Source organism: Stenotrophomonas sp. YIM B06876, from assembly GCF_030711595.1.
Taxonomy (GTDB): Bacteria; Pseudomonadota; Gammaproteobacteria; order Xanthomonadales; family Xanthomonadaceae; genus Stenotrophomonas.
This window is the reverse complement of record NZ_JAUJUJ010000027.1, coordinates 1-25,175: the sequence shown is the minus strand read 5'-3', so window position 1 is coordinate 25,175 and position 25,175 is coordinate 1. Positions and strand designations below refer to the sequence as shown.

The window sequence follows — 25,175 nt, the reverse complement described above, 5'->3', positions numbered from 1 at the left end:
CTCAGGCAGTCGCCACCACCGCCAGGGTCAGGCGCGAGATGCACACCGGCTTGCCGGCGCTGTTTTCAATCCGGATCTCCCACACCTGGGTGGTGCGCCCGACATGCAACGCACGTGCGGTGCCGGTCACCACCCCTTCGCGCACCGCCCGCAGGTGGTTGGCATTGATCTCCAGGCCGACGCAGACCTGGCTGTCCGGATCCACGCACAGGTTGCCGGCGCTGCTGCCCAGGGTTTCGGCCAGTACCACCGAGGCGCCGCCATGCAGCAGGCCGTAGGGCTGGCGGGTGCGTGCATCGACCGGCATCGTCGCCTGCAGCCAGTCATCGCCCACGGCGGTGAAGACGATCCCCAGATGCCCGATCAGGGTGTCGCGGCTGAGCGCGTTCAAGGCATCGAGATTGACGGGGGCACGGAAAACCTGGGACATGGCACTTACTCGTTGAAGGAAAATTGCAGTGCCGCCGCGCTACAGGATCGGCACCAGGCCGGCCCCGAAGGCGGTCAGCATCCGCACCAGCAGCCATTTCGGGCCGACGTTGACTTCGGGGAAATCCCCTACCGCGATGTAGCACTTGTGGAAATCCGGGTCCTGCCGCGGCAGCGGCAGCGGGCAGTCCTGGCCGGGCTGGAAGACGTAGTCGGTGGCATAACGCCACGGCCACAGATCCAGGATCGGCAAAGATTCGGAGGCCTTGCCGACGCTGTAGTTCAGCCCGGACAGCAGCGGCGGCTTGTGCCGCGGCGCCACCACCCACGAATTGTCCGGGCCGGCATCACGCAGGATGCTCTGCGCCAGCGCCTGGGCGAAGGCCGGATCGTCGATGATCACCGCGCCCTCGGTGTTGTAGTTCTCGCTGCGCGGGTCGAAGTTGTGGGTGCCGATCACCCCGATGCGGCGGTCCACCACCAGCGACTTGGCATGCAGGCCCATGCGCGCGCCGGCACGGGTGACCGGCAAGGGCCGGTTGACCGCGCGGGTACCCAGGAACGAGGGCCGGGTCTCGGTACGCAGCACATCGTGCGCCACCGCGCTGCCGGTACCGCCACTGCGCCTGTCCGCGCGGCGGCTGCCGCTTCCATGCGCATTGCTGCCGGCGGCACTGCCGCCGATCAGGCGGTTGCGGCTGCCGCCGGAGAACGGCTCCTCGCCCAGCGGCGCCGGCAACAGGCTGCGGTAATCCACCGGAGCATCCTGCGGAAACGGCTTGTACTCGTAGATGTTGAACCCCAGCTCACGCAGGTTGCGGCGTTTGTACTTGTAGGACAGCGCATACACGATCGGATTGTCGGTGGCGGCCAGGCTGTTGGTCGACACCACCACCCGCGGCGGCGCGGGCCGCGCGCGCAACCCCCGGAACAGCTTCTGCGCCGGCTTGGACAGCACCAGATACGGGGTCTGCAACAGCACCTCCTGCTGCGCGCCGGCAATCAGGCCATCAAGCCGTGGATCGGTACCGCGGGCATCGGTGGCGGTGTCGCCGCGGTGGCGCCGGTGCTTGCGCGGCAGGTCGGCCACGTAGTTGACCGAACGCACCGGCAGCGCGGTCCGCACAAAGGCGCGGCTGATGAAATCGGCATCGTCCGCTTCGGCGCTGACCCGTTCGATCCGCTCCGGGTGACGGAAGTCCGCCGCCGGCAGCGCCGGTACGCCCTGCCGCAGCAGGGCGCGACCGACATCGTTGAGGCGCTCGGCCGGTACGCTGCGCCTGGCGTCCCAGAAGGCATCGAAGTTGGCTGCCATTTCGCGCACTTCCGGCCCGGCAATCACCACGTCGCGGTCACGGAAGTTGTACTCGGGGTCCCAGTCGTAATAGTCGTCCTGGTAGTTGCGGCCACCGACCACGCCAAGCGCGTCATCGATGACCAGCAGTTTGTTGTGCATGCGCTGGTTGAAGCGGCGGAAGCAGCACAGCACGCTGCCGGCGTAATCGAAATAGTTGAGCTTGGCCTTGCCGAACGTGGGGTTGTAGATCCGCAATGCGAAGTTCTGGTGGGCCCCGGCCAGTGCGGCGAGGATTTCCAGATTGGAAATCGCCGACAGCTGGTCGATCAGCACCCGCACCTTGACCCCGCGCCGGGCCGCGGCCAGCAGTTCGTCGATCACCAGCCGCGCACTGTCGTCGGTATCGAAGATGTAGGTCTGCAGGTCGATGCTGCGGCTGGCGCTGCGGATCAGGTTCAAGCGCGCCACCAGCGACAGTTCGCCTTCGTCAAGAATGGTCGCATAGTGCTGCGGCGTCTGCGCGCTGGATTCGGCAAACGCGCGCCCGCCCAGCGCCCGCAGCGGCGAATCCAGTGCGCAGCGGTCCGGCTGCTGGCAATCGACCGCGGTGTCGCGCCCCTGCATGGCGATGCGGCTGGCCTGCTCCCGCTGGATATTGGACAGCGAGGCGCAGCCGCCGCCCAGCAACAGCGTTGCCAGCACCAGCAGGCGCAGCCATGGATTCACGGAATAGGCGCCGCGGTCAGGCGCGTGCGCAGTACAAACGTCACTCGGTCACTCAATGCTATCTGCCAACTGTCCATCCCGTAGCGTCCGCGCAGGACGGTACCGCGGCTGGTCACGTCGCAATCATAGCCGGGGCGGGCACATTCCGGCGGCATCACCCGCAGGGTTTCACGATGGCTGATGCCGCGCAGGGTCAAGGTGCCCTGCACATCGCCGCCGTTTTCCACCACGCCCGGCATGTAGGGCAGCGAGTCGAATTCCACCACCGGGTAACGCTCGGCGTCGAAAAATTCCTCACCGCGCATCCAGCCGGTGTAACGCGGCCGGTCGGGGATCTCCACATACTGGCTGAACATGCGCAGCCGCACCTGGTGGCGGCCGTCGGGCAACACCGTGATATGCCCTTCGAAGCGCGGGAACACGCCTTCGATCTTCTGCCCGAAGCGGGTCCGGATCTCGAACCCGAAGCGGGAATGGGCGGTATCGAACGCCAGTTGCTGCGACGCTCCGGCCGGCGCGATGACCAGCAGCAACGTCAGCAGCAGCCCCCGCCGCACCGCGCACAGCATCCGCTTACGGCCACCAGAACGCGGTCAGGCGGGCCACTCCGGGTTCTATCGCCGCGGTCATCGGCATGGCCAGCACGGCGATCGCGGCGGTCGGCATGCCGCGGTAGTCACCCGACTGGCCGCTGTGCATCAGCGCCAGCAGCTGCTCCATTGCCGGGTTGTGGCCTACCAGCAGCAGCCGTTCGACATCGCGGTGGTCGTCGGCCAGCGCCGCCAGCGTGCCGGCGGTGGCGTCGTAGATCCGCTCCTCCAGCCGCTGTTCGACATAGCCGGTCAGCTCCAGCACCGCTTCCAGGGTTTCGCGGGCGCGCCGGGCCGGCGAGCACAACACCCGGTCGGGCACCAGGCGTTGTTCCAGCAGCCAGCGTCCGGCGGCTTCGGCCTCGGCCAGTCCGTGCGCAGAGAGGGGCCGGTCGATATCGGCCTGGCCGGTATCGGTGGGTTCGGCATGGGCATGGCGCAGCAGGATCAGTTCACGCATGGTCGCTTGGCACTCCTGTCAGGCTTTCTTCAGCCATTTGAACAACGGGTCCCAGTCCTTCTGGTGCTCGCGCACCTGGGCCGAGTGGTAATCGAACAGACTGCGGCCCATGCCGACCATCACCACGTAGCCCTGGCTGTCGCGCAATTGCGTCACCACCTCATAGGGCCACTGCGACAGCATCTGCCGGGCTTGTTGCGAGGTCTGGGTCCAGGCCTTGGTGCGGTTGAGCACCAGCCCGACCGGCAGCTGGCGCGAATGCACCCGCGGGACCTTGGCCAGACTGTTGAGGAAACCGACGATGGCCTCGATATCCAGCGCCGAGGGCAGCACCGGCACCAGCACCGCATCGGCGACGTCGAGAAAATGCGCCAGATCATCGGCATAGGCACCGGCCGGGGCATCGATGATGACCTGCCCGGTGCCGGCGGGGAGCTGTTTTTCCCAGGACTTTTTGCGATACACATTGATCGGCAGCACCGCGCTGTCCAGTACCGAACGCCGCTGCGCCCAGCGCGTGCTCGAGCCCTGCGGGTCGGCATCGGCCAGTACCGTGGCGTTACCGTCCAGCGCCGAAACGGCTGCCAGATGGGTGGCGATGGTGGTTTTGCCGACGCCGCCTTTGGAGCCGGCCACCAGAATCGTCTTCATGCACGCCTCGTTTCCGCGGGACTGGTTGCAGCGTACACCGCGCCAAGCCGGCAACGGTAGTCATCGCGTGACGGCTGCCGGATGCGGCGACGGGTTTGCTATCGTGACGCCCCTCGGCAACGGAACCACCATGAGCGAACTGCAGGACCTGACCGCGCTGATCCGCGCCAACACGCCCTTGATCGTGATCGAAACCGGGGACGAGGGCCGGGTGGTCGACCTGTTCCGGCAGGCGCTGATGCATGTCTGGCGCGCGCTGTACCGCTGGACGATCACCGAGGGCCTGCGCCGCATCGACCTGGATCGCGAGGACGATGCCGTCGGCCCGCCCGATGCCAGCGCGGCATTGCGGATGATCCAGCAGGCCGACCAGCGCGGCATCTACCTGCTGCTGGATTTCCACCCCTACCTGGGCTACGCCAGCCACCAGCGGCTGTTGCGCGACATCCTGCAGCGCCGCCACAGCGAGCCGCACGTGCTGGTGCTGGTTGGCGCCAGGGTGGAATTGCCGGCCGAGCTGGAAGCGCTGGCGACCCGTTTCAATCCGCGCCTGCCCGATGCCAATGCACTGCTGAAGATGCTGCGCGAAGAGGCCACCGCCTATGCCGGCGAGAACGGTGGCCGGCGGGTGGAGGTGGACCACGAGGCGGTGCAGCAGATCCTGCGCAACCTGCAGGGGCTGAGCCTGACCGATGCCCGCCGCATCGCCCGCCAGCTGATCTACGATGACGGCGCGCTGGGCGCCAACGATCTGCCGCAGCTGGCCAGGCTGAAGTTCGAACTGCTCAACCGCAGCGGCCATCTGCATTACGACTACGACAGCGCGCGCCTCGCCGATGTGGTTGGAGCCGCGCGGCTCAAGCGCTGGATCGGGCAACGCCGCGCGGTGTTTGTCGCTGGCACCGCCCCGCCGGGGTTGGACCCGCCCCGGGGCATGTTGCTGCTGGGCGTGCAGGGCTGCGGCAAATCGATGCTGGCCAAGGCCACCGCCGCCGGCTTCGGCGTGCCGCTGCTGCGGCTGGACTTCGGCATGCTCTACAACAAGTACCACGGCGAAACCGAGAAGAACCTGCGCGACGCGCTGGCCTCGGCCGAGCAGCTGGCGCCGTGCGTGCTGTGGATCGACGAGATTGAAAAAGGCCTGGCCAGTGGCGGCGAGGACGGCGGCGTATCGCGGCGGGTGCTGGGCTACCTGCTGACCTGGATGGCCGAGCGCAAGAGCGCGGTGTTCATCGTCGCCACCGCCAACCAGGTGCACGAACTGCCGGCCGAACTGCTGCGCAAGGGCCGCTTCGACGAGATCTTCTTCGTCGACCTGCCCTCGCCCGACAGCCGGGTCGAACTGCTGCGACTGCATCTGGGCAAGCGCCAGCTGCAGCCCGACGACTTCGCGCTGCCGGCGCTGGCCGCCGCCAGTGACGGCTTCTCCGGCGCCGAGATCGAGCAGGCGGTGGTCTCGGGCCTGTACGCGGCCCATGCCGCCAGGCAGCCGCTGGACACCGGCATGCTGATGGAGGAAATCCGCGCCACCCGTCCGCTGTCGGTGGTGATGGCCGAACAGGTCGGCGCGCTGCGCGACTGGGCCCGTGAGCGCACGGTACCGGCCGACTGATTGCAGCACGCCTCGCATGCCGGTTGCGGCTGCCATGCCGCCGCGCGCCTGAACTTCGCACGCCGCCGGGTGTCATACCGCCTCCCTTGTCTTTTCTGCAGGATTCTTATGCGCCCATTTTTTCTGCTGCTGCTCGTTATCGGAATTTCCTCCTGCTCAACCGTCCACCCGAACCTTGAACAAGGCGCGCGCGCGTCTCAGCAATTCCAGACCACGAACACCGGGCACATCGTGGCACCGGCGGAAATCAACGGACATGCTGTATTTCTCGTCATCGATACAGGCGCCGGAGCCACCGTGATTGATCGGTCCTCAGTTGCAGCGCTCAATCTGCGTGTCCCGGACAAGGGAAGCTCCGCGGCAACAAGTGCCAGCGATGCCGGAATCGCTATCCAGTCATCCCCGGGCAATCACTTCAAATTTGCCGGCACGGAATCGGAAGATTTCACGTTCCGCATTATGGATCTGGGTCACGTCGTCAAGGCCCTCTCGTCGCAGGCGCACCCGGTCGTTGGCGTTGTCGGCGTCGACTGGCTCGATGCACACGGTGCCACCATCAAATACTCCGACCGCACGATTACGGCTACGCAGTGACCCCACCTGGCACTTCATTCCAGTCGAACCGGTTGCGCGGGCCGGCTTGATTGCGGGGGGGACCGCTGGCGTTACCGCCCCCTCAGTGCAGTTGCTGCAGCAACCACAGCCACGCCGGCAAGGTGGCCAGCGACAGCAGGATGCCGTAGCCGACCAGGGCGGCGGCCAGTCGCGGCGCCAGCCGGTGCGAGATCGCCAGCGCCGCGGCGGTGATCATGGTCGGCATCGCCGATTCCAGCACGTTGGCCTGCAGCCGTTCGCCATGCAGGCCAAACGCCCACGACAGCGGCAACGCCAGCGCCGGTATCACCAGCAGCTTGAGCAGCAGCCCCACGCCCAGCGGCAGCAGCTCGGCCCGCGGCAGGCGCAGCTGGATCGACAGCCCCACCGCCAGCATCACCAGCGGCAGCATCGCATCGGCCAGGCTCTGGAGCCCGCCCGCGATCCATGCCGGCGGCTGCGCCGGCATCAGCACCAGGGCGAACACCAGCGCCCACAGCGGCGGGAAGCGCACGATGCGCAGCGCGATCTGGCGCCCGCTTGGGGGCACATCGCCGCTGTAGCGCGCCAGCACATACAGCCCGAACGTGGACAGCAGCACGAAGGTGCCGAACTGGTCGTACACCACCGCATACGGCAGCGCGTGATCGCCCAGCAGCGCGCGCACCATCGGGTAGCCGATGAAGCTGGAATTGCACAGCGCCACGCACAGCAGCAGCACCGCGTGCACTTCGCGACTGAATCCGAACAGGCGGGTGCACAGCGCGACCAGCGCCAGTGTCGCCAGCATCAGCAGCCACGGCGTGGCGATGATGCCGATCAGCGACAGATCCAGCTGCAGGCGCGGCACATACAGCAGCACGGCCGCCGGCAGGCAGACGTACAGCACGATCCGGTTGAGCACATCGGCGCTGTTGTCCGGCAGCGCACGCAGCCGCGCGAAGCCCATGCCCAGCGCCAGCATGGCCAGGATCAGCGCAAAGGCATCCAATGCCATGGTCACGACCACTCCGTCGTCGGAAAGGCAGCGGCGTCGACGGAAAGGTCAGACCACCGCCGCAGCACCATTGCGCGCCGCAACATGAGCGGTTTCAAAGCGCCGCGACCGGCCGGCACCGGCAGCCACGCTTCCCGCGCACTCAGGGCCAGACGGGCGGACTGCCGCTCCAGGCCCGGTGCACTTCGGCCAGCGTGGCGCGGTCCTGCTCACGCCAATGCGGCAGCAGCTGCAGATAGTTGTCCGGATCGCTCCACTGCTGCGGTTCGGTGCGCACCGCCGCGGCATACCAGCGCACCGCTTCGTCGCGGCGTCCCAGGGTCCACAGCACCAGCGCGTAGGTTGGCGGCACCCAGCCGGGATTGCCGCGGCTGGCGGCCTGCAGGCTCATCCATTCGCCCAGCGCCGCTTCGGTTTCCCCCAACCGGTACAGATCCCAGGCGTGGTTCCAGCGCACCGCGCGGCCTTGCACCGCCGACACCTGGGTGGCGGCCAGCGCCTCCTGGTACAGGCTTTTCCCCAGGTCCACGCGCCCCTGGGCAATCGCCAGGCTGGCCAGCTGGGTGGTCGCTTCCACCGCCTTGCGCCCGCGTTCACGCAGTTTCATCAGCTGCTCGACCGCATCGGCGGCATCGCCGGGTACAGCCAGCAGCGGCTGCGCGGCGCTGTCATTGTCGAAATAGAATTCGTCGATCTTCGGCAGGGTTTGCGCCTGCGCATCGGTGATCGCCAGACCGGCCAGCAGCACCAGTGCCGGCAGCGTGATTCTGAACACTTCCATCTACGTCCCTTCCCCTGTCGTGCTTCAGCAACCCTTCATGGATCGTAACCCGACAACGTACGCGCGGCGACCCCGGGCGGCGGCAAAAAGCCCCACTGCTACAATCCGCGCCCTCTTCCCGCGTCCGCCCCGCCTGCGCCGCGCGGCCGCCAGCCGATTCTTTCCGGGCCCGCCATGACCAGCACCGCCGAACTCACTTCCCCCTCGTCCGCCAATACCCCGTCGATCGGCGTACGCGACCACGACTACACGCTGGAACACAAATACACCCGCACCGACGGCCGCATCTATCTGAGCGGGGTGCAGGCGCTGGTGCGGCTGCCACTGATGCAGCAGCTGCGCGACAGCGCGGCCGGGCTGAACACCGGCGGCTTCATCAGTGGCTACCGCGGCAGTCCGCTGGGCGGTTTCGACCTGGAATTGTGGCGCGCGCGCAAGCACCTGGAAGCGGCCAAGGTGAAGTTCGTGCCCGGGCTCAACGAGGACCTCGGCGCGACCATGGTCTGGGGTACGCAGCAGACCAACCTGTTCCCCGGCGCCAAGGTCGATGGCGTGTTCGGCATGTGGTACGGCAAGGGCCCGGGCGTGGACCGCTGCGGCGACGTGTTCAAGCACGCCAATGCCGCCGGCACCTCGCAGCACGGGGGCGTGCTGGCGCTGGCCGCCGACGACCACGCCTGCCGCAGCTCGACCCTGCCGCACGGCAGCGAGGACGAGTTCGTCAGCGCGATGATGCCGGTGCTCAATCCGGCCGGGGTGCAGGACATCCTCGACATGGGCCTGCTCGGCTGGGCGATGAGCCGCTACACCGGGCGCTGGACCGGCTTCAAGACCATCGCCGAGACGGTGGAATCCTCCGCCTCGGTGGACGTCAATCCGTTCGCGCGGCAGATCCTCCTGCCGGAGGATTTCGAGATGCCGCACGGCGGCCTCAACATCCGCTGGCCGGACCCGCCGATGGAGCAGGAAATGCGCCTGCACCGCTATGCGGTCAAGGCCGCGCAGGCGTTTGCCCGGGCCAACCAGATCGACCGCGTGGTGATGGACTCGCCGCACGCGCGGCTGGGCATCGTCACCACCGGCAAGAGCTACCTGGACGTGCTGCAGGCGCTGGAATACCTCGGTCTGGACGCGCGTGCCTGCGCCGATATCGGCATCCGCGTGTACAAGGTCGGCATGACCTGGCCGCTGGAGCCGGTCGGCATCGCCCGCTTCGCGCAGGGGCTGGAAGACATCGTCGTGGTGGAGGAGAAGAAGGCCTTCATCGAGCGGCAGATGAAGGAGCAGTTCTACAACTGGCCGGCCAGTGCCGGTCCGCGCCCGTCGATCGTCGGCAAGTACGACGAGGCCGGCGAATGGATCCTGCCCTCGACCGGCGAGCTGACCCCGGCCACCATCGCCGGCGTGATCGGCCGCCGCATCCAGCGTTTCTTCAACACCGAATCGATCGAGCAGCGGCTGCGCTGGATGGACGAGAAGGAGGCCGAGATGGCCCTGCCGCGCGCGCAGTTCCCGCGCGTGCCGCACTACTGCTCGGGCTGCCCGCACAACACCTCCACCCAGGTGCCGGAGGGCTCGCGCGCCCTGGCCGGGATCGGTTGCCATTACATGGTGACCTGGATGGACCGCAGCACCGACACCTTCACCCACATGGGCGGCGAAGGCGTCACCTGGGCCGGGCAGGCGAGCTTCACCGACACCGGGCACGTGTTCCAGAACCTCGGCGACGGCACCTATTTCCACAGCGGTTCGCTGGCGGTCCGCCAGGCGATCGCTGCCGGCGTCAACATCACCTACAAGATCCTCTACAACGACGCGGTGGCGATGACCGGCGGGCAGCCGGTGGACGGCACCCTGAGCGTGCCGCAGATCGCCCACCAGATGCGCGCCGAGGGCGTGGCCACGATCGTGCTGGTCAGCGAGGACCTGTCCAGGTGGAACCGCCGCGAGGACTTCCCGCCGGGTGTGGAGTTCCATGACCGGGCCGAACTCGATGCGGTGCAGAAGCGGCTGCGCGAGGTGAAGGGCACCAGCATCCTGATCTACGAACAGACCTGCGCCACCGAAAAGCGCCGCCGCCGCAAGCGCGGCAAGCTGGTCGATCCGCCCAAGCGGGTGATGGTCAACTCGCTGGTGTGCGAGGGCTGTGGCGACTGCGGGCAGAAGAGCTTCTGCGTGTCGGTGCTGCCGAAGGAAACCGAGTTCGGGCGCAAGCGCCAGATCGACCAGTCCAACTGCAACAAGGATTTCTCCTGCACCACCGGCTTCTGCCCCAGCTTTGTCACCGTGCACGGCGGCAAGCCGCGCAAGGGCAGCCGGAGCGGTGCCAGCGGCCTGCTCGACAACCTGCCGGCGCCGAACTTCCGCAGCACGCTGGAACAGCCGTGGAACATCCTGATCACCGGCGTCGGCGGTACCGGCGTGGTCACCATCGGCGCATTGCTGGGCATGGCCGGGCACCTCGAGGGCAAGGGGGCCAGCGTGCTCGACCAGACCGGCCTGGCGCAGAAGGGTGGCGCGGTCACCACCCATATCCGCATCGCGCGTACGCCCGAAGACATCCACGCGGTGCGCATTGCCGCGGGTGAAGCCGATCTGGTGCTGGGCTGCGACATGGTCGTGGTCAACGACTACTGGGCGCTGTCCAAGGTGCGCGCCGAGCGCTCGCAGGTGGTGCTCAACACCTACGAAGCAATGCCGGGCACCTTCACCACGCGCCCGGACATGCAGTTCCCGGCCGCCGACATCATCGCCGGGGTGCGCGTGGCGCTGGGCGGACGCGATCCGATCCTGCTCGACGCCACCCAGCTGGCGACCGCGCTGCTGGGCGACGCGATCGCCGCCAACCTGTTCATCCTCGGCTTCGCCTGGCAGCAGGGGCTGGTGCCGGTCTCGTTCGAAGCGCTGATGCGGGCGGTCGAGCTCAACGGCGCAGCGATCGAGATGAACCAGCAGGCCTTCGCCTGGGGCCGCCTGGCCGCGGTCGATCCGCAGGCGGTGCAGCAGGCCGCCGGGCTGGTGCACAACACCCATACCCCCGCCGAACGCACGCCGGGCGCGCTGCACAAACTGCCGCCGGGCGACTGGGAAGGCAACGAATGGGGCGCCACCGCGGCGCCGCGCAATCCGGGCAACGAGCCGGAAGTGCGTGGCCTGCCGTCCAGCGATCCGCAGCCGGCCGCGACCGCGTTCGCGGCGCTGGATGATGCCCACCTGTCGCGTTCGCTGGACGAGCTGATCGCCCGTCGCAGCAGCTTCCTCACCGACTACCAGGACGCCGCCTATGCCGGCCGCTACCGCCGCCTGGTGGATGCGGTGCGGCAGGCCGAGCAGCGCCTGGCGCCAGGCAGCACCGCGCTGACCGAAGCGGTGGCCCGCTACTTCTTCAAGCTGATGGCCTACAAGGACGAGTACGAAGTCGCGCGGCTGTACACCAGCGGCGATTTCCGCAGGCAGGTGGAACGGCAGTTCGAAGGCGACTACCAGATCCGCTTCCACCTGGCGCCGCCGCTGCTGGCCAAGCGCGACGCGCAGGGCCGCCTGCAGAAGAAGGAATACGGGCCGTGGATGTTCAAGGCGTTCGGCCTGCTGGCCCGACTCAAGGGCCTGCGCGGTGGCCGCTTCGACGTCTTCGGCTACACCGCCGAACGCCGCGGCGAACGCCAGTTGATCGCCGATTACGAGCAGACCCTGCAGGAACTGCTGGGCACGCTCGACGCCGGCCGGCTGTCATTGGCGGTGGACATCGCCAGCAGTCCCGAGCACATCCGCGGCTACGGTCATGTCAAGGAAGCGCACCTGCACGAAGCCAAGGCCCGCGAGGCGACCTTGCTGGCGACATGGCGTAATCCGAAGGCGCTGCATATCGTGCAGGCGACTTGATGCAGGCGTTCGCTGACATTTTACCAATGTCAGCGAGCGCATACATCAATAGACCCGGGCCCGCCAAATGTAAACGGATGCTTACATTTGCACAAATGTAAGCATTCGCTTACATTGCGCCATATGGCCGCCCTCAAGACTCCTGCCGACCTGGGCAACGTGATCCTGCAGCGCCGCAAGGCGCTGGGCTGGGATCAGGCACGCCTGGCCCATGAGGCCGGCGTCAGCCGGCAATGGATCATCGAAATCGAGAAGGGCAAACCCAGGGCCGAGCTGCAACTAGTGTTGAGGGCGCTCAATGTCCTCGGCATCGAGCTGGACGCCTCCGCCCGTGACGTCTCCCCGCCAGCTGCCAGCGACCAGCCGTTGGACCTTCCGGACGTTGATCGCATCATCGAGCACAGCCGGTTCCCCTCAGGTAACGCATTCGGCTCGGGGTTCGATGCATTGCTCAAGCCTTCTTCCGCCCTCTCCGCATTCGAGGAACAGCAAAGAAAGCTCGATGCGCTGCTGCCGCCAGAATCCCGGGCCAAGCCGGGCAGCCGCCGAAAGGGGAAGCAATCGTGGCGCTGACGCTCCTGTTGTCCGGTCGCATCGCCGGGCGGCTGGAAGCCGACGGCAACGGGAATCCGCGGCTCCGCTATGCCGATACCTGGCTCAATACCGCTGGCGCCTATGCCGTCTCGCTGAGCCTGCCACTGACCCAGGCGGATTTCCCTCCGCAGGCGGTCTCTGCTGTCCTGTGGGGCCTGCTTCCCGACAACGAGAGCCTGCTGCAACGCTGGGGCACGCGCTTCCATGTTTCCCCCCGCAATCCCGTTGCGTTGCTCTCTCATGTCGGTGAGGACTGCGCCGGCGCGGTGCAGTTCGTCAGCGACGAACGTCTTGAGGACGTGTTGTCAGGTCGTGATGATCAGATCGAACCTTTGGACGACGCCGAGCTGGCAGACCGGCTGCGACGCCTTCGCCAGGACAACGGCATGGCACGCAATGTGGACGACGTCGGGCAGTTCAGTCTGGCGGGCGCCCAATCCAAGATCGCGCTGCTGAGGCAGGACGACGGCAGCTGGGCCATTCCCGCCGGTCGTGTACCCACCACGCATATCCTGAAACCGCCGGGCGGTGACTACGACGGCTTCGTCGAGAACGAGATGTTCTGTCTGCGGCTGGCACAGGCGCTGGGCTTGCCGGCCGCCACTGTCGAGAAGATCGACATCGGCGGGGAAACCGCCATCTGCGTCAGCCGCTACGACCGCGCCCGCACGAACGGAAATCTGGTGCGCGTGCATCAGGAGGACTTCTGCCAGGCCTTGGGAGTAATGCCGCAGATCAAGTATCAGAGCCAGGGCGGGCCCGGACCTGCCGATCTGGCCAAGATACTTTGGGATCACTCTTCGCAGCCGCGTACCGACGTGGAGACTCTGTTCCAAGCCCTGGCATTCAACTACCTGATCGGCGGCACCGATGCGCACGCCAAGAACTACTCGCTGCTGTTCGGCGCCGGTGGCAACGTGCGACTCGCACCGCTTTACGATATCTCAAGCGCACTTCCCTACCCGCATCTGCAGAAGCGCAAGATCAAGATGGCGATGAAGATCGGCAGCCACTACCGCTGGTGGGATATCCGTCCTGAGGATTGGCAGGAGACCGCAACTTCCATGCAACTGAATCCTGCGCTGGCGCTACAGATATTGTCTGTAATGTGTCTGATGCTGCCAGATACCGCACAACAGGCGCAGCAACAGTTGTTGAGTGAGGGCATCGAGCACCCGGTGCTTGATCTTCTTGTCCAGGAAATACGTTTTTCCTGCGAACGCTGCATAAGAAAACTGCAAACTACCCCGGCGTCTTGAATCAATGACCCCGCGCGCCACTGCGCGCCCTTCCTTTCCAAGAGCGCGGCTCAACGCCGCGGCGCGAGGATCTTGGTCAGCAGATCCGGTGCGCCATCGATCCGGCGCAGGTGCGGGTAGCGCAGACCGTCGCGGTAGTCGATGCGCACGCTGCGGAAGCTGTCGGCCTGGCGCACGATCAGCTCGAGCGGCGTACCGGCCTTGGCATCGGTCACCGCCTGCTTCAGCCGCGCGCCGCTGTAGGCCAGGCCATTGACCGCCACCAGCGTCACGTCCTTGGCCAGCCCGGCCTTGAACGCCGGGCTGTCCCAGCCCACCCACTGCACCCCGCCGTCGTTGCCGGTCTTCAGACCCAGCGAATACTGCAGATCGGTCACCCCATCGGCTTCGCCATCGGCGATCACCGGATTCGGCGCGTCGCTGAAATACAGTTCCCAGCCGGCGGCGGCCAATCCTTCCGGGGCGCTGCCATCGCGTGCATCCAAACGCGTGCCGATGAAGGCGTCCCAGCCACCGGGCTGCAGCGCTTCCAGCGCCTGCATCACATCACCGCGGTCGTACAGGCGGATCTCGCCCTGAGTGCCGCCCTGGTGGAAGCGCCGCGCGAACGTATCCAGCGAGACCTTGCCGCGCGACAGGCTGCGCAGCCGCGCATCCACGCCCAGCCACAGCAGTGTGCTCTCGTTGTAGAACTCGAAGGCGCGCTGCCAGTCGGCCCAGGCCTGCGGCTTGGCATTGAAATCGAGGATGCCCTGATGCACGGTGTCATGCAGGTCACGCCACTGCCGCCCCGGCTGGGTGGCATAGGTGGCCTGCAGCTGGGCCAGCATCGCCATCGCGTAGTCCGGCTGCCACAGGCCCGAGCGCGCGGCCAGCACCACCGCCCAGTACTGGGTCTGGCCTTCGTACATCCACAGCTCGTCGTTGTGCATCGGCGCGTTGTAGTGCGGCACCCAGGTCGGACGCGGCCGCCAGGCCTTGCCCACCCACGCGTGCGCGTATTCGTGCGGCAGCAGGTCGTTGTCGACGAACGGCCGTTCGCCACGCAGGTAGCCGTCATGCATGCCGTTCTCGCTGGACTGCGCATGCTCCAGGCCGATGCCGCTGAACACGTCCGACACCGCCAGCAGGAAGGTGTAGTGCGGATACGGCCGCGCGCCGAACAGCGCATCGGCCTCGGCCACCAGCGCGCGATGCGCGGCCAGCACCTTGGCATCGGCCTGCAGCGCCTGCGGGTTCTCGGCCACCACATCCAGCCACACCGGCTGCCGGGCCTTGTCGTCCAGCGCGAACCGCTTGAAATACCGGCCGGCGAACACCGGCGAGTCGATCAGCGTCATCAGCGACACCGGCGCGTAGTGCTCGGTACTGCCACTGCGCTGGGCCACATCCAAAGCCGTGCCGCTGTGCCAACCTGCCGGCAGCCGCAGCGAGGCTTTGACCTGGATGCCGCGTGCATCCACGCCGGCCGGATACAGCACCACCCGGTGCCATTGCAGGTCCAGCAGATTGGGCGTCATCGCCACCCGGCCCTGGTCGGCGGCAGTCGGCGACAGGTACTGGAATTCGACCTCCAGCTCGCCCACACCTTCGGGCACCTGCAGCTGGAAGGCGTACATGTCACCGGAATCGCGCGTCCACGGCAGCGCCCGGCCGTTGCCGCGGATCACCAGCCCGGCCATCTGGTTGATCGGCCCGGTCGGGGCGTGGTTGCCGGGAATCCATTGCGGGTACCACAGCGTCAGCGCGCCGGGCGCTACCGGAATGCGCTGGCGCACGCGCTGGATGCGCCGCTCGCTGTCGCTGGCATCCACTTCCAGCTCGATCACCCCCGGATAGCTCGCCTGTACCTGCACGGCGCCCGGCCGCGCGGCGGCGTCCTGCGCCAGCGCTGCGCCCAAGGGCGCCATGGCCAACACCCCTGCCAACAGCCAGTTGCACCGCTGCATCCGCGCCCCCCCCTTGTCCGTGAACTGCCCGCATCCTATCCCGTGGCGCCCATGCCCAGCTGTCGGGTCCACACCAGACAGCGGTTGTTGGCCGGCATCGCCACATCCTCGCGCAACGTCCAGCCCTGCGCCCGCGCCAGCGCATCGACGGCTTCGAAGTCACGGATGCCCGAGCGCGGATCCCGCCCCTTCAGCCACGCATCGAAGGTGCGGTTGCTGTCACTGCTGAAGTCGCCGCCGTAGTTGAAGGGGCCATAGATGACCAGCGTCGCCGCAGTGGCCAGCAGCGGCGACAGTCCGGCGAACAGCGCCTGCACCTGGTCCCAGCCCATGATGTGCAGCGTATTGGCGCTGAACACCGCATCGAAGCCGGACCCGCTGGCGTTTTGCGGCAACACCGGCGGCGGTGCCAGTCCGGGTACGGGCGATGTCACCGCCTGCAGTTCGATGGGCGGCGGCGTATTCGCCAACCCGGTCGCCTCCAGCCATTGGCTGATGCCCGGCAGATGGTCGCGATGATCGCTGCTCTGCCAGCGCAGCCACGGCATCGCCGCGGCAAAGTGCACCGCGTGCTGGCCGGTGCCGCTGCCGATCTCCAGCACCTGGCGGGCATGGGCGAAATGGCGACGCAGCACGGCCAGGATCGGTTCGCGATTGCGCTCGCACGATTCGCTATAGGGTCTTGAACTCATGGCGGCGTGGGTTTTCCGGTTGCATAACAAGATCAGGAGAGGGATCGCCACCGGCCGCAGCGGCCGGCACATACCGCAGTGTGCCGCAGCTGCGCCTGCGCATCCGCGGCAGCGGCCATGACCATGGTCACTTGACGCATTTTGCGCGGGCCAGCAGATTCGGGCTTCATCTTTTTTATGGTCGCGCGGGCTGCCTGCCAGCGCCGACCCTGGAGCCCTGCCGCGCATGCAACGACGCCAATTCCTGACACTTTCCGGCCTCGGCCTGGCCGGACTGATGCTCCCGCATTCGCGCCTGATTGCCGCCGAAGACCTGCTGGTACCCGCCGACCTGACCCGCAAGAAGGCGCTGGCCGATACCGCGCTGACCGCGGCCCGCAACGCCGGCGCCAGTTATTGCGACGTGCGCATCGGCCGCTATCTCAACCAGGCGGTAATCACCCGCGAGGATCGGGTGCAGAACGTCACCAACAGCGAATCGGCCGGCATCGGCGTGCGCGTGATCGTCAATGGCGCCTGGGGCTTTGCCGCCACCCACCAGTCCACCGTGCAGGGCGTGACCGACGCGGTGGGCAACGCGGTGGCCATTGCCCGCGCCAATGCCCGGATCCAGACCCGGCCGGTGCAGCTGGCGCCGGTCACCGGTGTCGGTGAGGTCCGCTGGACCACCCCGATCAGGAAAAACGCGATGGCGGTGCCGCTCAAGGACAAGGTCGACCTGTTGCTGTCGGTCAATGCCGCCGCGCTCAATGCCGGCGCCGACTTCATCAACTCCACCCTGTTCCTGGTCAACGAGCAGAAGTACTTCGCCTCGTCCGACGGCTCGTACATCGACCAGGACGTGCACCGCATCTGGCTGCCGTTCACCGCCACCGCGATCGACAAGAGCAGCGGCAAATTCCGCACCCGCGCCGGGCTGTCCTCGCCGATGGGGCTGGGCTGGGAATTCCTCGACGCCGATCCGGCCGGCAAGATCGCCCTGCCCGGCGGCGTCATCGCTTACGGCGACTCCTACGACGCGGTGGAAGATGCGATCGCCGCGGCGAAGCACGCGCGCGAGAAGCTCACCGCGCCGGCGGTCAAGCCTGGCAAGTACGACCTGGTGCTGGACCCGTCCAACCTGTTCCTGACCATCCACGAGAACGTCGGCCATCCGCTGGAGCTGGACCGCGTACTCGGTTACGAAGCCAACTACGCCGGCACCAGTTTCGCCACGCTGGACAAGCGCGACGCCGGCTACCGCTGGGGCAGCGACATCGTCAATTTCTTCGCCGACAAGACCCGCCCCGGCTCGCTGGGCGCGGTCGGCTACGACGATGAAGGAGTGAAGACGCGGCGCTGGGACCTGGTCAAGGACGGCACCCTGGTCAACTACATGGCCACCCGCGACGAGGTGCACCTGCTCGGCGAGAACGCCTCGCATGGCTGCAGCTATGCCGACTCGTGGTCGTCGGTGCAGTTCCAGCGCATGGCCAACGTGTCGCTGGCGCCGGGCAAGACCCCACTGACGCCGGCGCAGATGGTCAAGGACGTGGAGAACGGCATCTACATCCACGGCCGCGGTTCGTACTCGATCGACCAGCAACGTTACAACGCGCAGTTCGGCGGCCAGCTGCACTACCAGATCAAGAACGGCCAGATCACCGGCATGGTCGAAGACGCCGCCTACCAGATCCGCACCCCGGAGTTCTGGAACGCCTGCGCGGCGATCTGCGACGAACGCGACTTCCGCCTGGGTGGCTCGTTCTTCGATGGCAAGGGCCAGCCCTCGCAGGTGTCGGCGGTTTCGCACGGTTCGGCCACCACCCGCTTCAACGGCATCAACATCATCAACACCGCGCGCAGCCTGGGCTGACGCGCCCTGGCCGACTGATCTGCAGGAGCGACGCAGCACGCAAGTCGCGATGGTTTTTTCGAGCCACGCGACTCACGTAATTCCTACGCCTTTTTTTGCTGCATCGGCGTGTGTATGCCAAAAGTCATTTGACGCTGTATCGATGCCACGGCAAGAATCGAACGGTTCGCGGACCAGCGCGGAATCGTTGCCGTTTCCTGCCGTTTTGCCCGCCGCGCGGGCGTCGCCATGTGGAGAGCTGCCTTGCAAAGACGTGACTTCCTCGCCCTGACCGGGCTTACCGCGGGCGGCCTGATGCTGCCGTCGATCTTCGGCAAGGCGATTGCCGCCGAGCAGCTGCTCAGTGTGCTCGACCCGGCCCTGAAGAAGCGCCTGGCCGACGACGCGATGACCGCCGCCCGCGCCGCCGGAGCCACCTACTGCGATGTGCGCATCGGCCGTTACCTGCGCCAGTTCGTGATCACCCGCGAGGACAAGGTGCAGAACGTGGTGAACACCGAATCCACCGGCACCGGCATCCGCGTGATCGTCAATGGCGCCTGGGGCTTTGCCGCCACCAACGACCTGAGCCCGGCCGGCGTGGTCAAGGCCGCGCAGCAGGCCGCCGCCATCGCCCGCGCCAACGCCAAGGTGCAGACCGCACCGGTGCAGCTGGCCAAGGCGCCCGGCCATGGCCAGGTGTCGTGGAAGACCCCGATCAGGAAAAATGCGATGGAGGTTCCGCTCAAGGACAAGGCCGGGCTGCTGCTGGACGTCAACGCCGCCGCGCTCAATGCCGGCGCCAGCTTCGTCAATTCGATGCTGTTCCTGGTCAACGAGCAGAAGTACTTCGCCTCCACCGACGGCTCCTACATCGACCAGGACGTGCACCGCATCTGGGCACCGATGACGGTCACCGCGATCGACAAGAGCAGCGGCAAGTTCCGCACCCGCGGCGGGCTGTCCTCGCCGATGGGGCTGGGCTTTGAATACCTGGACGGCGATGCCTCCGGCAAGACCGTGCTGCCCAATGGCGTGGTGGTCTACGGCCAGTCCTACGACATGCGCGAAGATGCGATCGCCGCGGCCAGGCAGGCGCAGGAAAAGCTCAAGGCGCCGTCGGTCAAACCGGGCAAGTACGACCTGGTGCTGGACCCGTCGCACACCTGGCTGACCATCCACGAAGCGGTCGGCCATCCGCTGGAGCTGGACCGCGTGCTCGGCTACGAGGCCAACTACGCCGGCACCAGCTTCGCCACGCTGGACAAACGCGAGCAGCGCTTCCAGTACGGCAGCGACAAGGTCACCATCATCGCCGACAAGACCCAGCCCGGTTCGCTCGGTGCGGTCGGCTACGACGATGAAGGCGTCAAGACCAAACAGTGGGACCTGATCCGCGACGGCAAGCTGGTGGACTTCCAGACCATCCGCGACCAGGCGCACATCCTCGGCAAGACCGAGTCGGACGGCTGCTGCTATGCCGACTCGTGGTCGTCGGTGCAGTTCCAGCGCATGGCCAACGTGTCGCTGGCGCCGGGCAAGACCCCGCTGAGCGTGGCCGAGCTGGTCAAGGACGTGGAAAACGGCATCTACATCATCGGCGACGGCTCGTTCTCGATCGACCAGCAGCGCTACAACGCGCAGTTCGGCGGCCAGCTGTTCTACGAGATCAAGGACGGCAAGATCACCCGCATGCTCGAAGACGTGGCCTACCAGATCCGCACCCCGGAATTCTGGAACGCGTGCACGGCCGTGGCCGATGAGCGCGATTACCGCCTGGGTGGCTCGTTCTTCGACGGCAAGGGTCAGCCGGGCCAGGTGTCGGCGGTCTCGCACGGCTCGTCCACCGCGCGCTTCAACGGCATCAACGTCATCAATACCGCCCGCAGCCTTGGTTGATACCGCTAGCGCCGGGCGCGGCCCGGCTGCACCGGATCATGTCTGCCAACCAATACAAGAGCAGCGGAGCACGCTCCGCTCTACCAGGAGAACACCTCAATGAGCATCTTCACCGAACAGGAAGCCAAGGCGATCCTGGACAAGGTCATCGCCCTGTCCAAGGCCGATGAGTGCACCGCCACGCTGACCGGCTCGGTCGATGGCAACATCCGTTTCGCGCTGAACAACGTCTCCACCAGCGGCATCGTCAGCAACGCCGAACTGGCCGTGCAGGTGGCCTTCGGCAAGCGCGTGGGCACCGCCTCGATCAACGAGTTCGACGATGCCTCGCTGGCGCGCGTGGTGCGCCGCGCCGAAGACCTGGCCCGGCTGGCGCCGGAGAACCCGGAGTTCATGCCGGCCATCGGCAAGCAGCAGTACACCGCCAGCCCGACCTTCAGCGAATCCACCGCGGCGATCGATCCCGAGTTCCGCGCCCAGGTGGCCGCCGATTCGATCACCCCGTGCCGCGGCAAGGGACTGATCGCGGCCGGCTTCCTCGATGATGGCAAGCGCTTCATCGCCACCGCCAACAGCAATGGCAACTTCGGCTACCAGAAGTCGACCGACTTCAACTACACCTGCACGGTGCGCACCGAAGACGGCCGGGGCTCGGGCTGGGTCGGGCGCAGCCTCAAGGACGCGGCCGATTTCCGCGCCGACCAGGACATCGAGATCGCCAAGCGCAAGGCGATCGAATCGGCCGAGGCCAAGGCACTGGAGCCAGGCAAGTACACGGTGATCCTGGAGCCGGCCGCGGCTGCCGGGCTGATCAGCTTCATGATGAATTTCTTCGACGCGCGCTCGGCCGATGAAGGCCGCAGCTTCCTGTCCAGGAAGGGCGGCGGCAACAAGCTCGGCGAGCAGGTCTACGACCCGCGCGTGACCATGCTGGCCGATCCCTGGCATCCGGATGCGGCGGTGCTGCCGTGGGACGGCGAGGGCATGCCGCGCGAGAAGATCGCGATCATCGACAAGGGCAAGATCGCCAACCTCAACTACTCGCGCTACTGGGCGCAGAAGCAGGGCAAGACCGCCAACGCGCGGCCGGGCAACCTGCTGATGGCCGGTGGCGACAAGTCCACCGCCGAGCTGGTGCGTGGCACCCAGAAGGGCATCCTGGTCACCCGCACCTGGTACATCCGCATGGTCGATCCGCAGACCGTGCTGCTGACCGGGCTGACCCGCGATGGCACGTTCTACATCGAGAATGGCCAGATCAAATATCCGGTGAAGAATTTCCGCTTCAACGAATCGCCGGTGATCATGCTCAACAACATCGAAGAGCTGGGCAAGCCGGTACGTGTGGCCGGCGACGAATCCAGCCTGGTGATGATGATCCCGCCGATGAAGCTGCGCGACTTCACCTTCACCTCGTTGTCGGACGCGGTGTGAGCCAACGCGAAGCCGCCCTCATCCGCCCCTGCGGGGCACCGTCTCCCATCAATGGGCGAAGGGGTGCGCCCCCGCGCCCTCCCCTTGCCGGGAAAAGAGGCAGGTTGCCGCTTGCGTCCGTTGCCGGAAGAAGGGTTGGGTCGCCGCTTGCGTCCGTTGCCGGGAGAAGGGATTTGCCGCCGCTGTCCTTCTCCCGCCCGCGGGAGAAGGTGCCCGCAGGGCGGATGAGGGCGTTTTATTTCCCATGAACCACCTGCAGTCCGCTCATCTGATACCCGCGGACCTGGCTGGCGTCACGCAGCCGTTTCCGGCGAGTGGAAAAAACGTCAGCCTCGACCCGCGTTCGCTCTCCCGCCCACGGCAGAAGGTGCCCGCAGGGCGGATGAGGGGGCTGTGCGGCCCATGAACCGCGCGCAGTTCCTGCGGTTGATGCTCGGTGGTGCGGCCAGCCTGGCGTTGCCGTCGCTGGCGCGCGCGCAGGCCAGCCGCTACGACTTCTGGTTCACCCGGCTCAAGTACGACTCCGGTGACTGGGACGTGGATGCGCGCATGCCCTCCAACCTGATCACCGCGCTGATCGACTACACCACGCTGCGGGTCGATCCGAAGGAGCATGTGCTGGCGCTGTCCGATCCGAAGATGCTGGCCGCGCCCTTCTGCTACCTGGCCGGGCACAAGCTGGTCGAGTTCAACCCGGATGAGCGCCGCAACTTCGAACGCTACGTGCGCAACGGCGGCTTTGTGTTCGTCGATGACTGCAACCACGATGTCGATGGCCTGTTCGCGACCTCGTTCGAAGCACAGATGCGCAGCATCTTCGGCGCCACCGCACTGAAGAAACTGCCCAACAACCACGCCCTCTACAACAGCTTCTTCAAATTCCCCGACGGCCCACCGGCCACCGGCTTCGAGCTCAACGGCTGGGGCGATGACCTGGTGCACGACTACCTCAAGGGGATCGAGATCGATGGCCGCCTCGGCGTGCTCTACAGCAACAAGGACTACGGCTGCGAGTGGGACTACGACTGGCGCAACAAGCGTTTCCTGGCCGAAGACAACACCCGGTTCGGCGTCAACATCGTGATGTACGCCTTGACCAGCTGATCTCCCCCGCACCGCCCCCCCTACTTTCCGCAGGACCTGCCATGACTTCGCCCGACACTCCGCTCGACACCCTGCTGCCCCGCCTGGACCAGCTGCGCAGCGCGCTGGCGCAGGCGGTGGTCGGCCAGGGCGAGGTGGTCGAGCAGCTGCTGATCGGCCTGTTGGCCGGCGGCCATTGCCTGCTCGAAGGCGCCCCCGGGCTCGGCAAGACGCTGCTGGTGCGCTCGCTGGGGCAGGCACTGGAGCTGCAGTTCCGCCGCGTGCAGTTCACCCCCGACCTGATGCCCAGCGACATCCTCGGCACCGAGCTGCTGGAGGAAGACCACGGCACCGGCCACCGCAGCTTCCGCTTCCAGAAAGGACCGGTGTTCACCAACCTGCTGCTGGCCGACGAGCTCAACCGCACCCCGCCCAAGACCCAGGCCGCGCTGCTGGAGGCGATGCAGGAACGCACCGTCAGCTATGCCGGCACCACCTGGCAGCTGCCGGCGCCGTTCTTCGTGCTGGCCACGCAGAACCCGATCGAGCAGGCCGGTACCTACCCGTTGCCCGAAGCGCAGCTGGACCGTTTTTTGCTGCACGTGCGGGTGGACTACCCCAGCGAAACCGAGGAGCGCGACATCCTTGCCCAGACCACCGGCAGCCATGCCGGCGTGGTGCCGCAGGTGATGGATGCCGGGGCGGTGCTGGCGCTGCAGGCGGCGGTGCGCGAGGTGCACGTCAGCGCCGACCTGCTGACCTGGATCACCCGGCTGGTGCGCGCCAGCCGGCCGGGCGACGGCGCGCTGGCGGAAGTGAACACCTGGATCAAATGGGGTGCCGGCCCGCGCGCCGGGCAATCATTGGTGCTGGCCGCCAAGGCGCGGGCAATCCTGCAGGGCCGCTTTGCCGCCACCCGCCAGGACGTGGCCGCGCTCGCCGCGCCGGTGATGCGCCATCGCCTGCTGCTGTCATTCGCCGCCGAGGCCGAACAGAAGTCCACCGATGACGTGATCGCGATGCTGCTGCGCGCAGTGCCGTTCCCGGCCTGAGTGGCGGCCGCCGTCCACCCTTATGACTGCCGCTTTCACTCCCTTGATTCCGGACGAGGTGCGCCATCGCCTGCGCGGCCTGCAGCTGCTGCCGCAGCGCGCCAGCGGCAGCCACGGTATTGGCCAGCATGCCAGCCGCAGCCGTGGCGCCGGGCTGGAGTTCGCCCAGTACCGCGCCTACGAGCCGGGCGACGACCTGCGCCAGATCGACTGGAAACTGTATGCCCGCGCAGACCGTTTCTTCGTGCGCGAGTCCGAGCGCGAAAGCCCGATCAGCGTATGGCTGCTGCTTGATGCCAGCGCCTCGATGCAGCAGCGCGATCGCGCGCGCCCGCATTGGTCGCGGCTGGATGCCGCCAAGGCGCTGGCCGCCTGCGTGGCCGAGCTGGCCCTGCAGCAGGGCGACGGCTTCGGCCTGATCGCCATCAACGATGCCGGATTGAAACTGGTGCCGGCCGGCCACGGCGCGCGCCAGCGTGACCGCGTGCTGCTGCAACTGCGAGCCCTCGCCGCGCAGGGTCGGTGGCCGCCAGCGCCGCAGCTGGCACCGGTGTGGGAACGCATCGGCCCGCGCGACCTGGCGGTGATCATCAGTGATGGTTTTGACAACAACTGCATCGCGCTGGCCGAGCGCCTGGCCGCGGCCCGCCGCGACGTGGTGCATGTGCAGTTGCTGACGGTGGAGGAACGCGATTTTCCGTTCCACGACGGCCAGCGTTTCCGCGATCCGGAAACCGGGCAGGAGCTGCCCAGCGACGGCGTGGCCGCGCGCGCCGGCTACCTGGCGCGCTTTGCCCAGGCCCGGCGTGAGCTGGACGCGCGGCTGCAGGCGGCCGGCATCCGCCATGACAGCGCCTATCTCGACGAACCGGTCGATGCGCCGTTGCAGCGGCTGTTCGGCCGGCGCGGCGGTGGCCGATGAACCTGTTGTGGCTGGCTCCGGCCGGATTTGCCGCGCTGGCCGCGCTGCTGCTGCCGCTGCTGATCCATCTGGCCCGTCGCGGCGAATACCGGCTGCTGGATTTCGCCGCGCTGCGCTGGGTGCAGGCCAGGGTCCGTCCACGGCGCCGGGTGCGCTTCGACGAATGGCCGCTGTTGCTGCTGCGGCTGGTGCTGCTGGCACTGCTGGCAGTGCTGCTGGCGCGGCCGGCTTTGACCGGAGTCACCGACACCCGGCCGCGGGTGGCCGTGGTACCGGGGCTGGACGCGGCCACGGCACAGGCCCAGGTCGATGTCCCGCAGGCGCAGTGGCTGTGGCTGGCGCCCGGCTTTCCCGCGCTCGACGGCGCCGCCGTCCCGAGTCCGCCGCAACCGGTCAGCAGCCTGCTGCGGCAGCTTGATGCGGAATTGCCGGCCGGCG

Annotated in this window: 21 protein-coding genes; 12 read left to right on the top strand and 9 right to left on the bottom strand. The window is 67.1% G+C overall.

Going from position 1 to position 25,175, the window contains the following annotated elements:
- Window position 1: 1 nt before the first annotated feature.
- The 5 genes from QZH66_RS11220 to QZH66_RS11200 are packed head-to-tail and all read right to left on the bottom strand — an operon-like array spanning window position 2 to window position 4,153.
- Window positions 2-430 (bottom strand): hotdog fold thioesterase, encoded by a 429-nt coding sequence (locus QZH66_RS11220; protein ID WP_305806026.1) that lies wholly within the window; start codon window positions 428-430, stop codon window positions 2-4.
- A 39-nt stretch (window positions 431-469) separates the two neighbouring features.
- Window positions 470-2,452 carry a phospholipase D family protein gene (locus tag QZH66_RS11215; protein ID WP_305806025.1) on the bottom strand — a complete coding sequence of 661 codons (1,983 nt, stop codon included), beginning with the start codon at window positions 2,450-2,452 and terminating at the stop codon, window positions 470-472.
- A complete protein-coding gene (locus QZH66_RS11210; RefSeq protein ID WP_305806024.1) occupies window positions 2,449-3,009 on the bottom strand; it encodes a YceI family protein in 561 nt (186 codons plus the stop codon). The genes QZH66_RS11215 and QZH66_RS11210 overlap by 4 nt, the downstream gene beginning before the upstream one ends.
- A gap of 16 nt (window positions 3,010-3,025) precedes the next feature.
- Complete coding sequence (locus tag QZH66_RS11205) at window positions 3,026-3,502, bottom strand: histidine phosphatase family protein (protein ID WP_305806023.1); 477 nt, start codon at window positions 3,500-3,502, stop codon at window positions 3,026-3,028.
- 18 nt (window positions 3,503-3,520) lie between these two features.
- Complete coding sequence (locus tag QZH66_RS11200) at window positions 3,521-4,153, bottom strand: ParA family protein (RefSeq protein WP_305806022.1); 633 nt, start codon at window positions 4,151-4,153, stop codon at window positions 3,521-3,523.
- Between the two features lie 130 nt (window positions 4,154-4,283).
- On the opposite strand from QZH66_RS11200, the gene QZH66_RS11195 reads away from it, so the two are divergent.
- Window positions 4,284-5,765 (top strand): AAA family ATPase, encoded by a 1,482-nt coding sequence (locus QZH66_RS11195; RefSeq protein ID WP_305806021.1) that lies wholly within the window; start codon window positions 4,284-4,286, stop codon window positions 5,763-5,765.
- A 108-nt stretch (window positions 5,766-5,873) separates the two neighbouring features.
- A complete protein-coding gene (locus QZH66_RS11190; protein WP_305806020.1) occupies window positions 5,874-6,359 on the top strand; it encodes an aspartyl protease family protein in 486 nt (161 codons plus the stop codon).
- An 82-nt stretch (window positions 6,360-6,441) separates the two neighbouring features.
- Here QZH66_RS11190 and QZH66_RS11185 read toward each other — a convergent pair whose 3' ends face one another.
- Both QZH66_RS11185 and QZH66_RS11180 read right to left on the bottom strand, forming a co-directional pair.
- Complete coding sequence (locus QZH66_RS11185; RefSeq protein WP_305806037.1) at window positions 6,442-7,356, bottom strand: AEC family transporter; 915 nt, start codon at window positions 7,354-7,356, stop codon at window positions 6,442-6,444.
- A gap of 142 nt (window positions 7,357-7,498) precedes the next feature.
- Complete coding sequence (locus QZH66_RS11180; protein WP_305806019.1) at window positions 7,499-8,137, bottom strand: tetratricopeptide repeat protein; 639 nt, start codon at window positions 8,135-8,137, stop codon at window positions 7,499-7,501.
- A 174-nt stretch (window positions 8,138-8,311) separates the two neighbouring features.
- Here QZH66_RS11180 and QZH66_RS11175 point away from each other — a divergent pair, with 174 nt between their 5' ends.
- From QZH66_RS11175 to QZH66_RS11165, 3 genes are all read left to right on the top strand, one after another.
- A complete protein-coding gene (locus tag QZH66_RS11175; RefSeq protein WP_305806018.1) occupies window positions 8,312-12,019 on the top strand; it encodes an indolepyruvate ferredoxin oxidoreductase family protein in 3,708 nt (1,235 codons plus the stop codon).
- Between the two features lie 123 nt (window positions 12,020-12,142).
- Window positions 12,143-12,592 carry a helix-turn-helix transcriptional regulator gene (locus tag QZH66_RS11170; RefSeq protein WP_305806017.1) on the top strand — a complete coding sequence of 150 codons (450 nt, stop codon included), beginning with the start codon at window positions 12,143-12,145 and terminating at the stop codon, window positions 12,590-12,592.
- Window positions 12,583-13,872, top strand: a complete 1,290-nt coding sequence (locus QZH66_RS11165; protein ID WP_305806016.1) for a type II toxin-antitoxin system HipA family toxin — start codon at window positions 12,583-12,585, stop codon at window positions 13,870-13,872. Before QZH66_RS11170 ends, QZH66_RS11165 begins: the two co-directional genes overlap by 10 nt.
- A 50-nt stretch (window positions 13,873-13,922) precedes the next feature.
- Here QZH66_RS11165 and QZH66_RS11160 read toward each other — a convergent pair whose 3' ends face one another.
- Both QZH66_RS11160 and QZH66_RS11155 read right to left on the bottom strand, forming a co-directional pair.
- Window positions 13,923-15,782, bottom strand: coding sequence for a peptidase M61 (locus tag QZH66_RS11160; RefSeq protein ID WP_305806015.1), 1,860 nt, complete (start codon window positions 15,780-15,782; stop codon window positions 13,923-13,925).
- A 74-nt stretch (window positions 15,783-15,856) separates the two neighbouring features.
- Window positions 15,857-16,513: a DUF938 domain-containing protein gene (locus QZH66_RS11155; protein ID WP_305806014.1), complete on the bottom strand. Its 657-nt coding sequence runs from the start codon at window positions 16,511-16,513 to the stop codon at window positions 15,857-15,859.
- Window positions 16,514-16,739: 226 nt separating this feature from the next.
- On the opposite strand from QZH66_RS11155, the gene QZH66_RS11150 reads away from it, so the two are divergent.
- The 7 genes from QZH66_RS11150 to QZH66_RS11120 form a co-directional block, all read left to right on the top strand.
- Window positions 16,740-18,368, top strand: coding sequence for a TldD/PmbA family protein (locus QZH66_RS11150; RefSeq protein WP_305806013.1), 1,629 nt, complete (start codon window positions 16,740-16,742; stop codon window positions 18,366-18,368).
- A 243-nt stretch (window positions 18,369-18,611) separates the two neighbouring features.
- Window positions 18,612-20,246: a TldD/PmbA family protein gene (locus QZH66_RS11145; RefSeq protein ID WP_305806012.1), complete on the top strand. Its 1,635-nt coding sequence runs from the start codon at window positions 18,612-18,614 to the stop codon at window positions 20,244-20,246.
- A gap of 99 nt (window positions 20,247-20,345) precedes the next feature.
- Complete coding sequence (locus QZH66_RS11140; RefSeq protein ID WP_305806011.1) at window positions 20,346-21,680, top strand: TldD/PmbA family protein; 1,335 nt, start codon at window positions 20,346-20,348, stop codon at window positions 21,678-21,680.
- A 402-nt stretch (window positions 21,681-22,082) separates the two neighbouring features.
- Entirely contained in the window at window positions 22,083-22,784 is a 702-nt protein-coding gene (locus tag QZH66_RS11135; RefSeq protein WP_305806010.1) for a DUF4159 domain-containing protein, read from the top strand.
- 41 nt (window positions 22,785-22,825) lie between these two features.
- Complete coding sequence (locus tag QZH66_RS11130) at window positions 22,826-23,815, top strand: MoxR family ATPase (protein ID WP_305806009.1); 990 nt, start codon at window positions 22,826-22,828, stop codon at window positions 23,813-23,815.
- A gap of 22 nt (window positions 23,816-23,837) precedes the next feature.
- Entirely contained in the window at window positions 23,838-24,737 is a 900-nt protein-coding gene (locus tag QZH66_RS11125; RefSeq protein ID WP_305806008.1) for a DUF58 domain-containing protein, read from the top strand.
- On the top strand, window positions 24,734-25,175 hold a 442-nt coding region (locus QZH66_RS11120), incomplete at its 3' end, for a BatA domain-containing protein (protein ID WP_305806007.1). The genes QZH66_RS11125 and QZH66_RS11120, both read left to right, overlap by 4 nt.